The following is a 16,532-nucleotide window of genomic DNA, read 5'->3' as shown; positions in this document are numbered from 1 at the left end:
CATGGAAAATCTATCACAACTGTTTGCCCTGATCGGCAGTCACTGGCTGCTGCAGGTTCTGTTTATTGGTGTGCTGGGGTTATTACTCGGCAGTTTTATGAATGTGGTTATTCTGCGCTTGCCAATCATGATGTTCCGGGCCTGGAAGCTGGAATGCCAGGATATCGACCAGCTGCCAGCTCACCCGGCACTGGATGATCTGGACAAACCGTATAACCTGGTAACGCCTCATTCCCATTGCCCCAAGTGCCAAACGCCCGTCAAGGCCTGGCAGAATATTCCGCTTCTCAGCTTTTTCCTGTTAAAGGGCCGCTGCGCTGGCTGTGCCAACCCGATTGGCTGGCGCTACCCCATCGTTGAACTGGTCACTGCGCTATTCAGCCTGACGCTGATCATCGCCTTTCCCTGGGGCTGGCAGCTGGCCGCCATGCTGGTGTTTACCTGGCTGCTGATTACCATGTCGGTAATTGATATTGATCATCAGATCCTGCCCGATACGCTGACACTGGGATTACTCTGGCTGGGCTTGCTGGTGAATACCCAGGGGCTGTTTACCGATCTGAACTCTGCTGTATGGGGAGCTGCCATTGGTTATCTCAGCCTCTGGTCGGTGTTCTGGCTGTTCAAGCTGGTCACCGGCAAAGAAGGCATGGGTTTTGGTGATTTCAAACTACTGGCAGCACTGGGAGCCTGGTTGGGTTACCAAAGTATTCTGCTGATTATTTTACTGTCGTCCGCCGTGGGCGCAGTGGTTGGCATTGCCGGGGTGATTATTCTTGGCCGCGACAAAAACCTGCCTATCCCGTTTGGCCCCTATCTGGCCATGGCTGGCTGGATTGCGGCCTTGTGGGGGAATGACCTGATTCATTGGTACCTGGGCGGTATGCACTGATTCCCGATGAAACGACAGACAGGAGCCATGCCATTGAACTGGGTATTGGGCATTACGGGTGGTATCGGTTCTGGCAAAACCGCCGCTTCGGACTATCTTGCCAATAAAGGCATCCATGTGGTTGATTCTGACCAGGTCGCCCGTCAGGTTGTTGAACCCGGCCAACCGGCCTGGCAGGCGATTGTGGCGCACTTTGGTGACGAGGTACTGCAGCCTGACCAGCAACTGAATCGCGCCTGGTTACGCAGCCGGATCTTCGAACATCCACAAGAGCGCCACTGGCTGGAGCAACAGACTCACCCCGTCATACGCCAGCACACGCTGCAACAACTGGCGCAGGCGGCGGGGCCGTATGCCGTTCTGGCATCACCCTTGTTATTCGAGAGTGGCCAGCAGGCGCTGGTGCATCGTACCCTGGTGATTGACCTGCCAGAATCCCTGCAGCTGCAACGCGCCAGCCAGCGTGATGACAATTCCGAAGAACAGATCCGCCGTATCATCAAAGCGCAGATCAGCCGGAATGAGCGATTACAACGGGCGGATGACATTATCGATAATTCTGGCCCGCTGACAGACCTGCAGCAGCAACTCGACCAGCTGCATCAAGGCTATCTGTCGTTGGCGTCTTCGGTACGACCCTCTTAAACATCACAGGACAACGACCATTGATTCGCCAGACGAGGCATCCAGCATGAGCAATTCCCCCACCGCCACACCGACCACCAGCCATTCTGCCGCCAACGATGCCGTGCTGGCGGTTGAATGTCCAACCTGCCAGAAATCCGTTCCCTGGACAGCCGCCAGCCGATTCCGGCCATTTTGTTGTGAGCGGTGCCAGCTGATTGACCTGGGGGAGTGGGCCAGTGAATCCCATCGGATTCCCGGCAGTCAGGATGAGAATGATTTGATGTCGGACGATTTGTATTAATACACCGCAGTGAATCACGGCCTGCAGGCGAAGCGCTGGCCAGGCAGAACCCAGCCAGCAGCGACATTGGTCTGGCGCTGTTATTGACGCATATCCACCAACTTGGCGCTGATGTTTTGGCAACCTGTATGCTCAAAACACAGCGTCAACGGTAACGACCCTCCAATAGCGGCAGGCAAGGGTTGTTTCAGCCCAAACAACATCAGATGCAAACCACCGGGTTTCAGGGTAACCACACGTCCAGCAGGAATATCCAACCCATTAATCTGACGCATTTTCATCACCCCGTCTTCATGGATGTGCGTGTGTATTTCGATATGGTCAGTCCAGCTGGATTTGGCACTCACCAACCGATCCGGTTTGGCACTCTTGTTGGTCAACGTCATGAACGCGGCGCTCATGGCCCGTCCTGGAATGGGGGCGCGTACCGTGGCATGACTGATGTCCAGCTTGCCACCGGCGCTATGCTCCACGCTTTCCATACCCTTCATATGACTCATATCATGGCCCTTGTCGTCGTGCTTGCCATCCGCCTGTACAGTCAGACTGGTGGCAGCCAATACCAGTGCCAGACTGGCCCAGCGCAGCGAATTGACGCCGCGTTGGGCGATAGAAAGAGGCTGGCTGTGAGTCGATAACGGGCGCACCTGGCGGCAACGAATCATAACGGTATCCTTGGTTGTCTTTATTGATAGTCTTTATTGATAAGCTGGCGAGTATAACAAGCAAACCAAGGGATGCTGGTGACCGCCATCACGGCATACAGCGACAAAATGTCACAGGCTGAAGTCAGCCTCACCGGTACAGCGTCATACCTCACCGGCCTTGCCGCTCCACTGGACGCTTGTGGATATTTTCGGCACACTCCGCGCTTTGCCGTGAGTCCGGGTTAACGTATTTCCTGATGACTCCCCGGCCCAGCATCGGAGACAGATCATGAGTCAATGGGTTCAACTGCGCATTCAAGCCAAGGCAGCACAAGTAGAAGCCTGTGAAAACGCCCTGCTGGCTCTGGGAGCCTTGTCAGTGACTCTGCAAGACAATGCCGACCAACCGATTCTGGAGCCTGAACTGGGCACGACGCCGATATGGGACGACACCCAGATTATCGGTCTGTTTGATGCCGAGACCCATACCGATGCCGTAGTGGAACAATTTCCGCTGATGTTTGCTGCCGAAGGCGGCAGTGGCCCGGTTGACTTGTTGTGGGAGCAGGTCGAAGACAAGGACTGGGTCCGAGCCTGGATGGATACCTATAAACCCATGCAATTTGGCCCACGACTGTGGGTCTGTCCAAGCTGGTGCAAGCCACCCCAGCCAGATGCCGTTAATCTGATGCTCGACCCCGGCCTTGCCTTCGGCACCGGCACCCACCCAACCACCGCCCTGTGCTTGCGCTATCTGGATGAACAGATTCAGGGGAATGAACTGGTGGTCGACTTTGGTTGTGGCAGCGGCATTCTGGGTATGGCGGCACTCCTGCTGGGAGCCAGTTCGATGGTGGGTATCGATATCGACCCCCAGGCACTGACCGCTACCCGCGACAACGCCCAACGTAATGATATAGCGCCAGAGCGCTTTGAGGTGTACTTGCCACCGCAAGCACCTGCGGTTCAGGCAGATGTCACCGTGGCCAATATTCTGGCCGGGCCATTAAACGAACTGGCACCGGTTCTGGCCCAATTAACACGCGCCGGTGGTAAATTAGCGCTGTCCGGCCTGCTCTCACAACAGGCAAACGAGGTTATTCAGCGTTATAACGAGTGGTTTGTGATGGATACACCAAAGCAACAAGAAGATTGGGTTATTATCTCTGGCACCCGTCGCCAGGGATAGGCCGCCGCTTGCTGAGTCCGTTTGGCAGTGCCGACCAGGAGCACGGAGCTCACGCGCCCATCCGATCGCCTGCCTTGTAGCAGCCACTTGATACACACCATAGGGTATCAAGTGGCCAAAGCATCCCGGCATTCGCCATTGGCGCATTTACTGTTTTGAACAACCGGAATAACCCTGAGGATTCATCATGGCCACGCATGTGACTCGCTGCCCACATTGCCAAACCAGTTTTCGCGTCCGCGACGAACACCTCACGATCGCCAAAGGCAATGTCCGCTGTGGCTCTTGCCTGCAGATTTTCAACGCCCTGAACCATCTGGTCAGCCCGACCGATGAAGACGCTCTCAAATCAACCAAACCCAGCACAGGCACAGGCACAGGCACACCCAACGTATCAGCCCCCAAAACAGCAGCAACCAACACCGCCAGACCACGGACTGACCAGACCATCGCCGGAGCGGCAGCGGCGGCCGCAATGGCAGCGGCCGCCGCCAAACCCGGTAAAGACAGACCGAACACACCCAAAGCGACAGTCACTCCTTCTGGTGACACCTCATCCACCCCTGCGGCTACTCCGACAACCGCAGCCAGCGACACCGACACATTGGGTTCCATCAACCTCGAGTCCCAGCAAGAAGTCTCCACCGACGAATTGCTCGACAGCCTGTTTGGCAGCGCCAGTAATGACCAGGAAAACCAGGACGACGGTCTGGAATTTCTTGATACCGATAGGCTCGACGGTTTCGACGACTCAATCACCCTGGAAAGTCAAAGCCGTGCACAGCCCAGCCATCAACCGGATGAGCAACACAACAGCCAGCCTGAGAACGAACAGCCAGACGACGATGATGACGACCTGCTGATCCACGACGACATGGATCAACCGGATGATAACGACGTTATTGCCGATGACCCCTTTGCTGATCTTGGTCTGCGGGAACCCGAATACCTCGACCGTCCGGCACCCAGCTCCAGTCTTGATATTGACGACTCGCTGATCGATCTCGATATCATGGGCACCTCCCCGCTGAGCTACGATGTCAGCCTGCAAGAAGAAATCGAAGACGACGATGCTGAGGACGATGACGAAGCCTGGGCCAGAGCGTTACTGAATGACGACGACGATAACGAACCACCAGCAGAAATTACTCGCGAACTGGGTTTGTCTGACACCAGCAAGGCAGCGCCACGTCAACGCCCCCCTGCCCCCAACGTGGCAGCGGCTGCCACTACAACCACTGCCAGCAGCACGCTCAACCAGAGCAAACCGGCCATCAGTTTTGAACTGGCCCCGGTACAGCCCGCGGACTCAAACGACCGTGACACGCCCGAAAACAGCTTGCCACCCGGTTTCGGACAACCGTCACGCCATCAGGAATTGGCTGGCAATATCCATGCAACACCCTTACAGCTCGATACCGACAAGCAAAAACGGGCAGAAACCGGCTGGCTGATTGCCGCCATGGTGTTACTGGTACTGCTGGCTGGGCAAGTGCTGTATTTCAACTTTGACCAGTGGTCAAGAAGCCCTGGCACACGCCCTCTGTATCAAACCATCTGTTCCGTACTTGGCTGTCAGTTACCCCATGTTCAGGATGTCCGCACCATGTCGACCCGCAACCTGGTGGTACGTACTCACCCGACCATTGCCAACGCCCTGGTCGTCGATACTCTGCTGCTGAACAACTCGGAATTTGAGCAGCCGTTCCCGGATCTGGTACTGATTTTCCGCGACCTGAATGAAAACGTTATTGCCAGTCGCCAATTCACCCCCGCCGAATATCTGGCCGGAGAGGTAGCAGGGCAACACAGCATGCCCGGCAGAACACCGGTACATATTGCCCTGGAGATTCTTGACCCTGGTCAAAATGCCGTCAGCTACGCGGTACAACTGGTAGACAATCAGTAATTCCGGAATAACCACAGGCTGTAAGAAAAATGCCATATTTGTTGGCAAAGTGGCCTTTATTCAACGGATTCATCCGAGTATGATAGCGCCACTTTTTTCCGCACACTTTTTGATCAGTCCATAGCTATCCATGCCCACAATTGGTAAATACACGCTAACCAGCCCCGCCGTGCTGGCACCGATGGCGGGGGTCACTGACCTTCCGTTTCGACGCCTGTGTCGACGTCTCGGAGCTGGCCTGGTGGTTGGTGAAATGATCGCCGCCAACCCCGACCTGCGCGCGACCCGCAAGTCGCGACAGCGGCTCGATCACAGTGGCGAACCCGAGCCGATTGCTATCCAGATTGCCGGGGGAGACCCCGAATCGCTGGCAGAAGGTGCGCGTTATGCTGTGGCCCAGGGGGCTCATATTGTCGATATCAATATGGGCTGCCCGGCCAAAAAGGTGTGTAACAAGGCCGCCGGTTCAGCGCTGATGAAAGACGAAGGTCTGGTGCGTGAAATTCTACAAGCCGTCGTTGCTGCCGTCGACGTACCCGTCACGCTGAAAATGCGGACGGGCTGGGCACCCGAACACCGTAATGCCGATGTCATTGCCAGCATGGCAGAAGCACTCGGCATTCAGTCGCTGGCCGTTCATGGCCGCACCCGGGCCTGCGGCTACAAGAATACCGTTGAGTACGACACCATACGGGCAGTCAAGCAATCGGTATCGATTCCGGTATTTGCCAATGGTGATATCACCACACCGCAAAAAGCGGTTGAGGTCATGCATTATACCGGTGCCGACGGTGTGTTGATTGGTCGCGCCGCCCAGGGAAACCCCTGGATCTTTCAGCAGATCAATCAGTTTCTGGCCACCGGAGCCGAACCGGAAGCACCACCGCCAAACGAAATTTATCAAACCTTGCAAGCCCACCTGCAAGCCCTGTACGCCTTTTATGGCGATTATCTCGGGCTGCGTATCGCTCGCAAGCATGTTGGCTGGTATATCGCCAGACAACCCGGTGGCGAAGACTTTCGCCGCCAGTTCAACCAATTGGATTCCATTGACGAACAAGGACACGCCGTTCGTCAGTTTTTCCTGGGGATCAGGAACTCGAGGGAGATTGCCGCATGAATACCCAAGCCTATATCAAGAAGGTTGATACAGTGACCGAACCAGCAGAACAGCACATCCGACTGGAAACGCCAATGGCGTCCAACCAGACCCTGCGCGACAGTGTCGAACAGGCGTTACAGAACTATTTCGATCAACTGGATGGCCAGGATGTTGCCGGGATTTACGACATGGTCTTGTCAGAAGTAGAAGTTCCATTACTCGAAACGGTAATGAAATATACCCGCGACAACCAAACCAAGGCATCCGTTGTGCTCGGTCTGAACCGTGGCACACTGCGTAAAAAACTCAAGCAGTACGGCATGCTTTAACCGGCATACAAACAGATCATAGCGGCTGCAAGGCCGCTTTTTGTTTTTCAGATATCGAATAATGTTAGCCAACTTGTTGCCAGGAATACTATGAGCCACAGCACTCCGACCGCTCCGTCACAGTCAGGCAGTACGCCTGTTCGCCGCGCCCTGATCAGCGTTTCCGATAAAACCGGTATTGTTGAATTTGCCCAGTCTCTGGTTGAGCTGGGAGTAGAAATTCTCTCCACCGGTGGTACCTACAAACTGCTGTGTGATAACCAGGTAGCCGCAGTAGAAGTCTCCGATTACACCGGTTTCCCTGAAATGATGGACGGTCGCGTCAAGACCCTGCACCCCAAGGTACACGGCGGTATTCTCGGCCGTCGGGGCCAGGACGATGCGGTAATGGCAGAGCATGGCATCAACACCATCGATATGGTGGTTGTCAATCTGTACCCGTTTGCCGCAACCGTCGCCCGCCCGGATTGCGACTTGCCACTGGCCATTGAAAACATCGATATCGGTGGCCCAACCATGGTGCGCTCTGCCGCCAAGAACCACGCTCATGTCGCGATTCTGGTGAATAGCAGCGATTACAGCAGTGTCCTCGACGAACTCAAGTCCGGTGGTCTGAGCTACAAGACCCGCTTCAGCCTGGCATTAAAAGCCTTCGAACATACCGCGGCTTACGACGGCATGATCGCCAACTACCTCGGCACCATCGACCAGTCGGCAGATGAACTCAGCGTCGATACACGGCTGGACTTCCCGCAAACGTTCAACAGCCAGTTTATCAAGGCGCAAGACATGCGCTATGGCGAGAACCCGCACCAGCAAGCCGCTTTTTATGTGGAAGCCGATCCCCAGGAAGCCTCTATCGCCACCGCCAAACAGATACAGGGCAAAGCGCTGTCGTACAACAATGTGGCCGATACCGATGCCGCTCTGGAATGCGTCAAGTCGTTCACCAAGCCGGCCTGTGTCATCGTCAAGCACGCCAACCCTTGTGGTGTCGCCGTGGTACCGGAAGCCGATGGTGGCATCCGCAAAGCCTACGATCTGGCCTTTGCCACGGACACCGAGTCCGCGTTTGGCGGCATTATCGCCTTTAACCGTGAACTGGATGCCGACACCGCAACCGCTATTGTCGAGCGTCAGTTTGTTGAGGTGATTATTGCTCCGGCGGTCACTGATGCTGCCGCAGCCGTCATCGAAGCCAAGAAAAACGTACGCTTGCTGGTTTGTGGCCAATGGCCTGCCGAACGTGCCCCGGCACTCGATTTCAAACGGGTGAACGGTGGTTTGTTGGTACAGGAACGCGACCACGGCATGATCCGCTCTGACGACCTGCAAGTCGTTACCCAGCGAGCGCCGACCGAAGCAGAAATCAACGATCTGGTATTTGCCTGGAAAGTGGCCAAGTTTGTTAAATCCAACGCCATTGTTTACGCCAAACAGCGTCAAACCGTTGGGGTCGGTGCCGGTCAGATGAGCCGTGTGAACTCTGCCCGGATTGCTGCGATCAAGGCAGAACATGCCGGTTTGGCTGTCGAAGGTGCCGTAATGGCATCGGATGCCTTCTTCCCGTTCCGTGATGGCATCGATAACGCTGCAGCCAATGGCATCAAGGCCATTATCCAGCCCGGCGGTTCGATCCGCGACGATGAAGTCATTGCGGCGGCCGACGAAGCCGGTATTGCCATGGTCTTTACCGGAATGCGTCACTTCCGCCACTAAACAGTCTGATCAGGCGCCTGCCAGCAGGCGTCTGACGGTTCGGAGAATAATCATGAAAGTACTAATCATAGGTTCCGGTGGCCGCGAACACGCACTGGCCTGGAAAGCCCTGCAATCTCCGCAGGTCGACACGGTGTTTGTCGCTCCCGGTAACGCAGGCACCGCCCGCGAAGCCAATATGGTCAACGTCGCCATCGATGTGATGGATTTTGATGGTCTGCAACAATTTGCCGAAACCAACGCCATTGGCCTGACCATTGTTGGCCCGGAAGCGCCCCTGGTTGGCGGTATTGTGAACCGGTTTCAGGCCGCCGGTCTGAAAATCTTTGGCCCGTCGGCCGGAGCTGCCCAGCTGGAAGGCTCCAAGGCGTTTACCAAGGATTTTCTGGCTCGCCAGCAGATTCCTACCGCGGAATACCAGAATTTCACCGAGCTTGAGCCAGCACTGGCTTATCTGCGTGAAAAAGGCGCACCGATTGTAGTCAAGGCCGATGGTCTGGCGGCAGGTAAAGGCGTGATTGTGGCAGAAACCCTGGCCCAGGCCGAAGAGGCCGTGCAAGACATGCTGTCTGGCAATGCCTTTGGTGATGCCGGTTGCCGCGTGGTTATCGAAGAATTCCTCAGCGGTGAAGAAGCCTCCTTTATCGTTATGGTGGATGGCAAAAACGTGTTGACCATGGCCACCAGCCAGGATCACAAACGCGTTGGTAATGGCGATACCGGCCCCAACACCGGCGGCATGGGCGCTTACTCTCCTGCTCCTGTGGTAACACCGGCCATTCATGATCGCATTATGTCCGAGGTGATTTACCCGACCGTGCAAGGCATGGCCGCTGAAGGCAATGATTACACCGGTTTTCTCTACGCTGGTTTGATGATCGATGCCGACGGAACGCCCAAGGTTATTGAATACAACTGCCGCTTTGGTGACCCGGAAACCCAACCAATCATGCTGCGGATGAAATCCGATATCGTTGCCCATTGTCTGGCAGCGCTGGAAGGTACGCTGGACACGGAAATTGCCGACTGGGATGAACGCCCGGCCCTCGGTGTTGTACTGGCGGCTGGCGGCTATCCGGCGGACTACCGCAAAGGCGATGTCATCTCCTTGCCTGCCGACAACAGTCACACCAGCAAGGTGTTCCATGCCGGTACCAAAACAGCGGATAATGGCGATGTATTGACCGCTGGTGGCCGCGTACTTTGCGCCACGGCGTTGGGCAATACCGTGAGTGAGGCCCAGCAGGCCGCTTATCAGCTGGCGCAGCAAGTCAGCTGGCAAGATATGTTTTACCGTACCGATATTGGCTATCGTGCCATTGCCCGCGAGCAGCAATAAAATTCCGGCAAACTCCCCCGAACGTAATAATCAATGGTGATACGGCCGTGGTAATATCAACCGCCACACCGTTATCACCGTCTGGCAGGGCATTGCTTGCACTGCCAGACTCCAAGGTACCCCCATGACTGATATGGCAACAAGGCGACTTGATTTATCCTGGTTGGTACAGCTGCTTTGTCTGCTGCTGCTCAGCTACAATCACAGCAGCTGGGCCAGCAGTCCGGTATTGATCCCTGAGGGGGATTTTAATCACTCCATCAGCAGTTACGCTTCTATTCTGGAAGACCCGGATTCCTTGCTGGGTATTCACGATGTCCTCAGTCAATCGGTGCAACTGCGCTTTACGCCCAGTCATGCCGAGCATCTGCACTTTGGTACCAGCCGCTCTACATTCTGGCTACGTATCAGTCTGTACAACCCGTTTCCGTCTGAAAAGCAGGCCATCCTGGCACTCTCCAATAATCACATTCCCACAGTGTCGATGTTTGATATCAGTGATCGCGATAATATCCAGTTTATCCAGGGTTTTACCGAGTCGTCCGGCAGTTATCAGCAAGCACACCCGTTTTTGTTGACACTGCCCGCCATGTCGACCAGCAGCTATTTATTATCCATCTCCGGTAACAGCCTGCTGAACACCGATATCCGTCTACTGACGCCACAATATTTTTTGCAGAACGAGCAATCACAATCGATCTCCATCGGCCTGGTTGCTGGCTGGCTGCTGGCGACAGCGGCTTATTTTATCAATATGGCATTAACCCGAAACTCCTGGCTGGCCTGGTGCATGTCGGGCTACTGCCTGGCCTCTACCATTTTTATTGCCAGCTGGCTCGGTCAGCTCGGCTTGCTGTTTGATCTTGAGCTTGAACAATCCAATATCATCACCGACCTGATGACCGGAACGGCCATCAGCTGTCAGGTGCTCACGGCCTACTTCCTTGGCTGGAAAGGACCTCATGCCCAATTGGTGCGACAGCTGTTGAAAGCCATGGCCATTGGCTCGATAGCGAGTGCCATCCTGCTGGTTTTCTTGCCATACAGCTACAATGAAATCCTGGCACCACTGCTGCTGCAGCTGCTGCTGGCAATCTTGCTGGGTACCGGCTGCAGCCATCACAAGCCGGCACAACGCTGGCTGCTGGCCGGCACCCTGATAACCCTGATCGGTATCTCACTGGGCCTGCTGATCAATCACAATCTGCTCGAACTCGATTCGGTCAGCCAATGGATAGCGCTGTGGCTGCCGTCCATCATGACCGCCTGCATGGTGATGGCGGTACTGTGCATCACCCGCCAGAGTGATCAATTTCTCGAGTATCCCAATCGTGGTGGTGTTATTCACCCAGAGATTCTGTCGCAGATTGCCCACAAACTGCGCACTCCCATCAACGGCGTGCTCGGTATGAATGAACTGCTATCCGACTCCCCGCTGACAGACGTCCAGCGGGATTTCACCGAAACCATTACTCAAGCTGGCCAGGAAATGCTGCATATCACCAATGAAATTTCCGTACTGGCCAAGATTCAGGATGAATATCTGGAGCTGGATCAGCGCCCGTTTGATCTGGTAGCACTCACCAACAAGATTCTGGAACACCTCCAGCTGGGAGCCAATCGCAAACAGATTGAGCTGATGGTAGACCAGGCCGATGATCTACCAGCCCGGTTGATAGGTGACCGTAATCATCTGCATACCTTGCTGCACAACCTCTATTCCCAGTTGCTGGCGTACACAGAGCTGGGGGAAATCCGTACCCACTTGAGTCCACAGCTGAATAACCGCAGCCAGATCTATGGTGTATCAATCCAGATCCAGATCCAGGGCACCATCACTCACCGTGATGATTTGCGCATTATTCTGGAGCGGCTTAGCAATGCCAACCAAGCCAGCAGTCACACGCCCTGGGATCAGGGTGTCTGCTGGCATCTGATTCGTTTTATGAAAGCCTCACTGGAGATGGAAAGCCTGTCCAACCACTCCGCTTCCCTCACCCTGTATCTGCCGATGGAACCTGAAGATACCGCGACTCAGATAAAGCGGGATCATGACGACAACCTGATTGGCATGAGCGTTCTGATTGTTGATGACAATGCCTCCCTGCGGAATGTGATTGAAAAACAGGTGCGACGCTGGGGGATTCGAGTGGAAAGCACCTACAGTGGCAAGGAAGCACTGGCGATGCTGCGCAACCAGGCCGCCACAGGGCAGGCTTTTGATGCTGCCATTATCGACCAGGATATGCCGGTCATGAATGGTCTTGAGCTGATGCAACGTATTCAGGATGACTCGGCCATTACCCACAAACCCAGGGTATTGATGCTGACGGGTCTCAGTATCAGCTCCGTCAGAAAGCAGGCACATGCGGTTGGTATTTATCACTTGCTGGCCAAGCCAGCCAGTGGCGAACGCTTGAAACGGGCGTTACTGGAGCTGAAATACCACCCGCAACAAGACTGAACAGACTTACTGGATAGACTTAATCTTAATGTGCCAGCACAGAGCGCCCGGTTGCCCACCGGCGCAAATGCTGTAATTGCTCCGCCATCGTCACCGACAGTGGCTGGGTAGCATTGGCGGCATCGATCAATTGCGCAGTGGTCAGCGGTTGATGTCGGGAGCTGGCACCGTCGGCCACTCCGGATTCCGAACTGGCATACCAGGCTGCTACCACCACCTGCTCAATTTCAGCCCCAGAAAAACCTTCTGTTGCTGCTGCCAGCAATCCCAGATCAACGGCATCGGCATCATGGCCCCGCTTGCCCAGATGAATGCGGAAAATTGCCTCTCGCACACCGGCATCGGGCAAGTCGACAAAAAAGATTTCATCCAGACGACCTTTACGCATCAACTCCGGTGGCAAGGCATGAATATTGTTGGCGGTTGCGACCACAAACACCGGTTGTTGCCGCTCCGCCATCCAGGTCAGCAAGGTGCCCAGCAAACGCTGGCTGACGCCGTTGTCCTGGCCACCTTCACCCGCCAATGCTTTTTCGATTTCATCAATCCAGACTACACATGGTGACATCAGCTCCGCCAGCTGCAGGGCCTCTCGCAAATTACGTTCGGTTTCACCAAAAAACTTGTTGTACAAGGCACCCATATCGAGCCGTAACAAGGGCACTCCCCAGCTCCCCGCCACGGCTTTTGCCGCCAGACTTTTACCACTGCCCTGTACCCCGAACAGCAGCATTCCCTTGGGCCGCATATTGGCATCAGCTTGCAAGAACGCCTGCTGCCGTCGTTGCAGCCATTGTTTCATGGTATCCAGTCCGGCCACATCGCCAAAGCGGGCGGTGTCGTACTCAAACCCCATCACGCCATCCATATCCATTAACTGGAGTTTGGCCCGGCTGACTTCGGGCACATCGTCTGCCGTAATCGCACCGTCATCCACAATTGCCCCGCGAATCAAGCGCCGCGCATCGGAATAGGTCAAGCCCCGGAGGTTGGCAACCAACCGCTTCAGCGTCGCTTCATCGGTTTTGACCCGCATCCCGCTTTGAGCGGTATAACGACGCGCTTCTTCCTGCACCAGGGTCATCAGTTGCTGCTCATTCGGCAATTGCAGCTGGAAGCGTGCGCTCAGTCGCATCAACTCATCCGGTACAGTGAGGCGGTGACTGAGCAAGACCAGTGTCTTGCCGCCATTGGCATGCTGCAAGGCAATATCTTTCAGCAAGCGGACCGTTGCCGGTTCAGAGAGAAACGGGTGCAAATCACAAAAAACAAAAATCCCCCCCTGCTGCTGCTGCTTGATATGCATCAGCGCCCGGTCCGGTACTTCACTCTGCTCCAGTCCCGGGTCTTCACCAAACCCCAGTCGCCGCAAGCCATCGGTCAGGGTCCACTGTTGCAGTGCCATACCCCGTTTGATCGCCAACCGCGTCAGTAAATCCAGCGCCCGTGGTTCTTCGTGGGTTTCTATCACCAGAATGGGCGTATGGCGCTCCAGCATCAGGGCCAGGTCGTGTACATCCTGCATACTTTGATTCTCTCTGTCAGGCTGTCAGTAAGGGGAGGAATATCGATGATACGAATCATGCATCAGAACGCAGAAAAACGTAAACTGTCAGCAGATTCAGTTTTCCGGGGATGGCCTGCCATACCCGCATTGCGGAGAGACTTTTTATGAGCCAGCCAACCACTCGCCAATATTCCTTGCCTGACCGTTTGCTTGCCAGTGCCGACCAGGCCCTGCGTACTCTGGTACCGGGAGCCGCGGCCGCGTCACGTCCATCGCCGGCCCAACAGCGTGAGCAGCATGAGATGACCGACGCCGAACGACAGCATGCCGCCGCCTTGATGCGTATTAATCATACCGGTGAAGTTTGCGCCCAGGCCTTGTATCAGGGGCAGGCATTAACTGCCAAGCTGGCTGATGTGCGCGAGGCAATGGAAACAGCCGCGGCAGAAGAAATCGATCACCTGGCTTGGTGTGAAGCCCGAATCAAGGAACTGGACGGCCATACCAGCCTGCTCAACCCACTGTTTTATGGTTTGTCCCTCGGTATTGGTGCCGCAGCAGGAAAGATCGGTGACAAGGTCAGTCTGGGATTTGTTGCCGCAACAGAGCAGCAGGTATGCAAACACCTGACGTCTCACCTCAGCGCCTTGCCAGTGCAGGATGAACGCAGCAAGGCGGTGTTATTACAGATGCTGGAAGACGAAGCCAGACACGCAACCACGGCTCTGGAAGCCGGTGGTCACAAATTCCCCTTACCTATCAAGATGGCCATGAGCGCCGTGTCCAGGGTTATGACCGGGGCGACGTACCGGATCTGATCCTTGTTGTTTGTTATCGTGGCCGTGTATGGGGGTATCCGGTGTTTGCCCATACCTCTGGCCATAACCGCTGTCATCATAACAACCAGGGTTATTCGGTCGGTCGTTAGCGCAACAGGTTATGACGGCGTGCAATCCAGTAATCCATACTCAGATAGCGGCCACCACCGGTAAAAAACAGGCTCAGTAGCATAATAAAATAGGTCGCAGCGAATTCGATGCCATTATTCAATATGGCAAAGGCACCGCGACCTGTCAGCCAGTCGTAATGACCGTGTTCCTGCAGAATCGTACGAGCGGCTTCCAGCCGTTCTGCCGATGCCATAATCCGCTCATTGGCCAACCAGCTGGAAGCATCGGCAATGGCCAGCCAACCGTACTGCCAATGTACTGACAGCGCTGCCATTATCATGATTAACATCAGCGGAATCGATATCCAGCGAACGGCCAGGCCGACAATCAATAGCCAGGCTCCAAAAAATTCAAAGCCCGATACCAGTGCGACCAGCACTTCCGGCATGGGCAGGCCCAGCCCCCAGCCTGTATTGCCAAACCAGCTGACTGTCTTATCAAATGTCATCATTTTGTCCCAGCCGGACTGCATCAGGACCGGAGCGAGATAGAGGCGCATCAACAGAGGGGCAAGGCCATCCAGTGGTTGCGCCGATCGCAAGACCCGGTCGGCTGGACGATAGAGTATATCGATAAGACTCATGAAAATTCCTGTCTGATAAATAGAGGATCAGCGCGTACCAATCCTCATTGGGTTATCAAGCTGTCGACACCATTTGGCCTCTGACAAGAAGTGCTGGAACGGCGTTATTCGTTGTCTTTGTTGTGGCCCTGCCAACCCGGTGGCTTGTCTTCCGGGTCATCACCCTGCGCAAAAGAACGCATCATGCCGCGTAATGATTGCATTTGCTGGCCAAAATTTTTACAGCCAGCGCAGATCATCGTATGAATTTTTAGCTCTGCCGTTTCTCCCAACGATAACTTGCGTTCTTGTGCTTCCGACATCAGCCGTGTTGCTTCACGACAATTCATCATGATTATGCCTCCTGTGCCCCTGAGAACCAGTTATTTTCCAGGCATTCCCGTAACTGCAGCCGCGCCCGATACAGCAAGACGTGCAAATTGCTGACACTGACCGACTGGGCAGAACAGATTTCGTTGCTGCTCAGTTCGAGAAATTCCCGCATCATAAAGACACGAGCCTGCTGTGCGGGCAAATGATTCAGGCAAGCATCAAAAACTTGCCAGAACTGCCGCTCATAAACCAGTCGCTGCGGGGCACCCCAATGCTGTGGGCGTTCGTCAGCTTGCCAATGCCCCCGATGGTCAAACAATTGGTCGTCCAACTCCTCACCATTCTTACAGCCATCGTCATCATCTGGCAGCATATGTTCCTGCAAACGATACTTCTGCCGCAAGATATCGGTGATTTTGTTCTTGAGAATGGCAAAGACCCAGGTTTTTAAAGCCGCCTGGCGTTTGAATGCATCGGCATTTTTCAGGGCACCAGCCAGCGCTTCCTGTACGGCATCTTCAGCGAGATGGTCGTCATTCAACTGCAGACGGGCGAACGACAACATCTGGTGACGTAATTGTTCCAGGAAATGGCGATCAGCGAGCGTATTGCTAGGAGTGTCAGTCAATGTATTCATCCATCTGGGAACATTTATTGGTTCT

Annotated in this window: 16 protein-coding genes; 11 read left to right on the top strand and 5 right to left on the bottom strand. The window is 55.0% G+C overall.

Annotation, left to right across the window (positions count from 1 at the left end):
* Nucleotide 1 precedes the first annotated feature (1 nt).
* The 3 genes from Q8W22_RS03435 (at nt 2) to yacG (ending at nt 1,820) form a co-directional block, all read left to right on the top strand.
* A complete protein-coding gene (locus Q8W22_RS03435; RefSeq protein ID WP_303431786.1) occupies nt 2-892 on the top strand; it encodes an A24 family peptidase in 891 nt (296 codons plus the stop codon).
* 6 nt (nt 893-898) lie between these two features.
* Nucleotides 899-1,537: a dephospho-CoA kinase gene (gene coaE, locus Q8W22_RS03430; protein ID WP_370694159.1), complete on the top strand. Its 639-nt coding sequence runs from the start codon at nt 899-901 to the stop codon at nt 1,535-1,537.
* A 106-nt stretch (nt 1,538-1,643) separates the two neighbouring features.
* Nucleotides 1,644-1,820, top strand: a complete 177-nt coding sequence (gene yacG, locus Q8W22_RS03425) for a DNA gyrase inhibitor YacG (RefSeq protein ID WP_370693331.1) — start codon at nt 1,644-1,646, stop codon at nt 1,818-1,820.
* A gap of 80 nt (nt 1,821-1,900) precedes the next feature.
* Here yacG and Q8W22_RS03420 read toward each other — a convergent pair whose 3' ends face one another.
* Nucleotides 1,901-2,485, bottom strand: a complete 585-nt coding sequence (locus Q8W22_RS03420; RefSeq protein WP_305451601.1) for a copper chaperone PCu(A)C — start codon at nt 2,483-2,485, stop codon at nt 1,901-1,903.
* Nucleotides 2,486-2,756: 271 nt separating this feature from the next.
* On the opposite strand from Q8W22_RS03420, the gene prmA reads away from it, so the two are divergent.
* The 7 genes from prmA to Q8W22_RS03385 all read left to right on the top strand — a co-directional run bounded on the left by prmA (nt 2,757) and on the right by Q8W22_RS03385 (nt 12,518).
* Nucleotides 2,757-3,656, top strand: a complete 900-nt coding sequence (gene prmA / locus Q8W22_RS03415) for a 50S ribosomal protein L11 methyltransferase (protein WP_305451600.1) — start codon at nt 2,757-2,759, stop codon at nt 3,654-3,656.
* 187 nt (nt 3,657-3,843) lie between these two features.
* Nucleotides 3,844-5,565 carry a DUF3426 domain-containing protein gene (locus tag Q8W22_RS03410; RefSeq protein WP_305451599.1) on the top strand — a complete coding sequence of 574 codons (1,722 nt, stop codon included), beginning with the start codon at nt 3,844-3,846 and terminating at the stop codon, nt 5,563-5,565.
* A 130-nt stretch (nt 5,566-5,695) separates the two neighbouring features.
* Complete coding sequence (gene dusB / locus Q8W22_RS03405) at nt 5,696-6,685, top strand: tRNA dihydrouridine synthase DusB (protein ID WP_303431781.1); 990 nt, start codon at nt 5,696-5,698, stop codon at nt 6,683-6,685.
* Nucleotides 6,682-6,996 (top strand): DNA-binding transcriptional regulator Fis, encoded by a 315-nt coding sequence (gene fis, locus Q8W22_RS03400; protein ID WP_370693329.1) that lies wholly within the window; start codon nt 6,682-6,684, stop codon nt 6,994-6,996. Before dusB ends, fis begins: the two co-directional genes overlap by 4 nt.
* A gap of 90 nt (nt 6,997-7,086) precedes the next feature.
* A complete protein-coding gene (gene purH / locus Q8W22_RS03395) occupies nt 7,087-8,715 on the top strand; it encodes a bifunctional phosphoribosylaminoimidazolecarboxamide formyltransferase/IMP cyclohydrolase (RefSeq protein WP_305451598.1) in 1,629 nt (542 codons plus the stop codon).
* A gap of 52 nt (nt 8,716-8,767) precedes the next feature.
* Nucleotides 8,768-10,054, top strand: a complete 1,287-nt coding sequence (gene purD / locus Q8W22_RS03390) for a phosphoribosylamine--glycine ligase (RefSeq protein WP_303431779.1) — start codon at nt 8,768-8,770, stop codon at nt 10,052-10,054.
* Nucleotides 10,055-10,178: 124 nt separating this feature from the next.
* Entirely contained in the window at nt 10,179-12,518 is a 2,340-nt protein-coding gene (locus Q8W22_RS03385; RefSeq protein ID WP_305451597.1) for a response regulator, read from the top strand.
* Nucleotides 12,519-12,543: 25 nt separating this feature from the next.
* Here Q8W22_RS03385 and Q8W22_RS03380 read toward each other — a convergent pair whose 3' ends face one another.
* On the bottom strand, nt 12,544-14,043 hold the full coding sequence (locus Q8W22_RS03380) for an AAA family ATPase (protein WP_303431777.1): 1,500 nt from the start codon (nt 14,041-14,043) through the stop codon (nt 12,544-12,546).
* A gap of 146 nt (nt 14,044-14,189) precedes the next feature.
* On the opposite strand from Q8W22_RS03380, the gene coq7 reads away from it, so the two are divergent.
* The gene (gene coq7, locus Q8W22_RS03375; RefSeq protein ID WP_303431776.1) at nt 14,190-14,843 is read left to right on the top strand and encodes a 2-polyprenyl-3-methyl-6-methoxy-1,4-benzoquinone monooxygenase; all 654 of its coding nucleotides are present in this window, start codon (nt 14,190-14,192) and stop codon (nt 14,841-14,843) included.
* Nucleotides 14,844-14,949: 106 nt separating this feature from the next.
* Here coq7 and Q8W22_RS03370 read toward each other — a convergent pair whose 3' ends face one another.
* From Q8W22_RS03370 to Q8W22_RS03360, 3 genes are all read right to left on the bottom strand, one after another.
* Nucleotides 14,950-15,558 carry a DoxX family protein gene (locus Q8W22_RS03370; protein WP_305451596.1) on the bottom strand — a complete coding sequence of 203 codons (609 nt, stop codon included), beginning with the start codon at nt 15,556-15,558 and terminating at the stop codon, nt 14,950-14,952.
* A gap of 104 nt (nt 15,559-15,662) precedes the next feature.
* Complete coding sequence (locus Q8W22_RS03365; RefSeq protein WP_303431774.1) at nt 15,663-15,890, bottom strand: zf-HC2 domain-containing protein; 228 nt, start codon at nt 15,888-15,890, stop codon at nt 15,663-15,665.
* Nucleotides 15,891-15,892: 2 nt separating this feature from the next.
* Nucleotides 15,893-16,507: an RNA polymerase factor sigma-70 gene (locus Q8W22_RS03360; protein ID WP_370693330.1), complete on the bottom strand. Its 615-nt coding sequence runs from the start codon at nt 16,505-16,507 to the stop codon at nt 15,893-15,895.
* Between the last annotated feature and the right edge of the window lie 25 nt (nt 16,508-16,532).

The sequence above is a fragment of the Oceanobacter sp. 1_MG-2023 genome (assembly GCF_030689025.1).
GTDB lineage: Bacteria > Pseudomonadota > Gammaproteobacteria > Pseudomonadales > Oceanobacteraceae > Oceanobacter.
The sequence above is the reverse complement of the archived record's forward strand: the minus strand, read 5'-3'. Positions and strand labels throughout refer to the sequence as shown.

Coding starts and splice junctions, on each gene's coding strand:
- Q8W22_RS03360 (WP_370693330.1), bottom strand. CDS start 16,507: ATGAATACATTGACTGACACTCCTAGCAATACGCTCGCTGATCGCCAT.
- fis (WP_370693329.1), top strand. CDS start 6,682: ATGAATACCCAAGCCTATATCAAGAAGGTTGATACAGTGACCGAACCA.
- coaE (WP_370694159.1), top strand. CDS start 899: ATGAAACGACAGACAGGAGCCATGCCATTGAACTGGGTATTGGGCATT.
- Q8W22_RS03370 (WP_305451596.1), bottom strand. CDS start 15,558: ATGAGTCTTATCGATATACTCTATCGTCCAGCCGACCGGGTCTTGCGA.
- purH (WP_305451598.1), top strand. CDS start 7,087: ATGAGCCACAGCACTCCGACCGCTCCGTCACAGTCAGGCAGTACGCCT.
- Q8W22_RS03435 (WP_303431786.1), top strand. CDS start 2: ATGGAAAATCTATCACAACTGTTTGCCCTGATCGGCAGTCACTGGCTG.
- Q8W22_RS03365 (WP_303431774.1), bottom strand. CDS start 15,890: ATGATGAATTGTCGTGAAGCAACACGGCTGATGTCGGAAGCACAAGAA.
- prmA (WP_305451600.1), top strand. CDS start 2,757: ATGAGTCAATGGGTTCAACTGCGCATTCAAGCCAAGGCAGCACAAGTA.
- coq7 (WP_303431776.1), top strand. CDS start 14,190: ATGAGCCAGCCAACCACTCGCCAATATTCCTTGCCTGACCGTTTGCTT.
- Q8W22_RS03380 (WP_303431777.1), bottom strand. CDS start 14,043: ATGCAGGATGTACACGACCTGGCCCTGATGCTGGAGCGCCATACGCCC.
- Q8W22_RS03410 (WP_305451599.1), top strand. CDS start 3,844: ATGGCCACGCATGTGACTCGCTGCCCACATTGCCAAACCAGTTTTCGC.
- dusB (WP_303431781.1), top strand. CDS start 5,696: ATGCCCACAATTGGTAAATACACGCTAACCAGCCCCGCCGTGCTGGCA.
- Q8W22_RS03420 (WP_305451601.1), bottom strand. CDS start 2,485: ATGATTCGTTGCCGCCAGGTGCGCCCGTTATCGACTCACAGCCAGCCT.
- purD (WP_303431779.1), top strand. CDS start 8,768: ATGAAAGTACTAATCATAGGTTCCGGTGGCCGCGAACACGCACTGGCC.
- Q8W22_RS03385 (WP_305451597.1), top strand. CDS start 10,179: ATGACTGATATGGCAACAAGGCGACTTGATTTATCCTGGTTGGTACAG.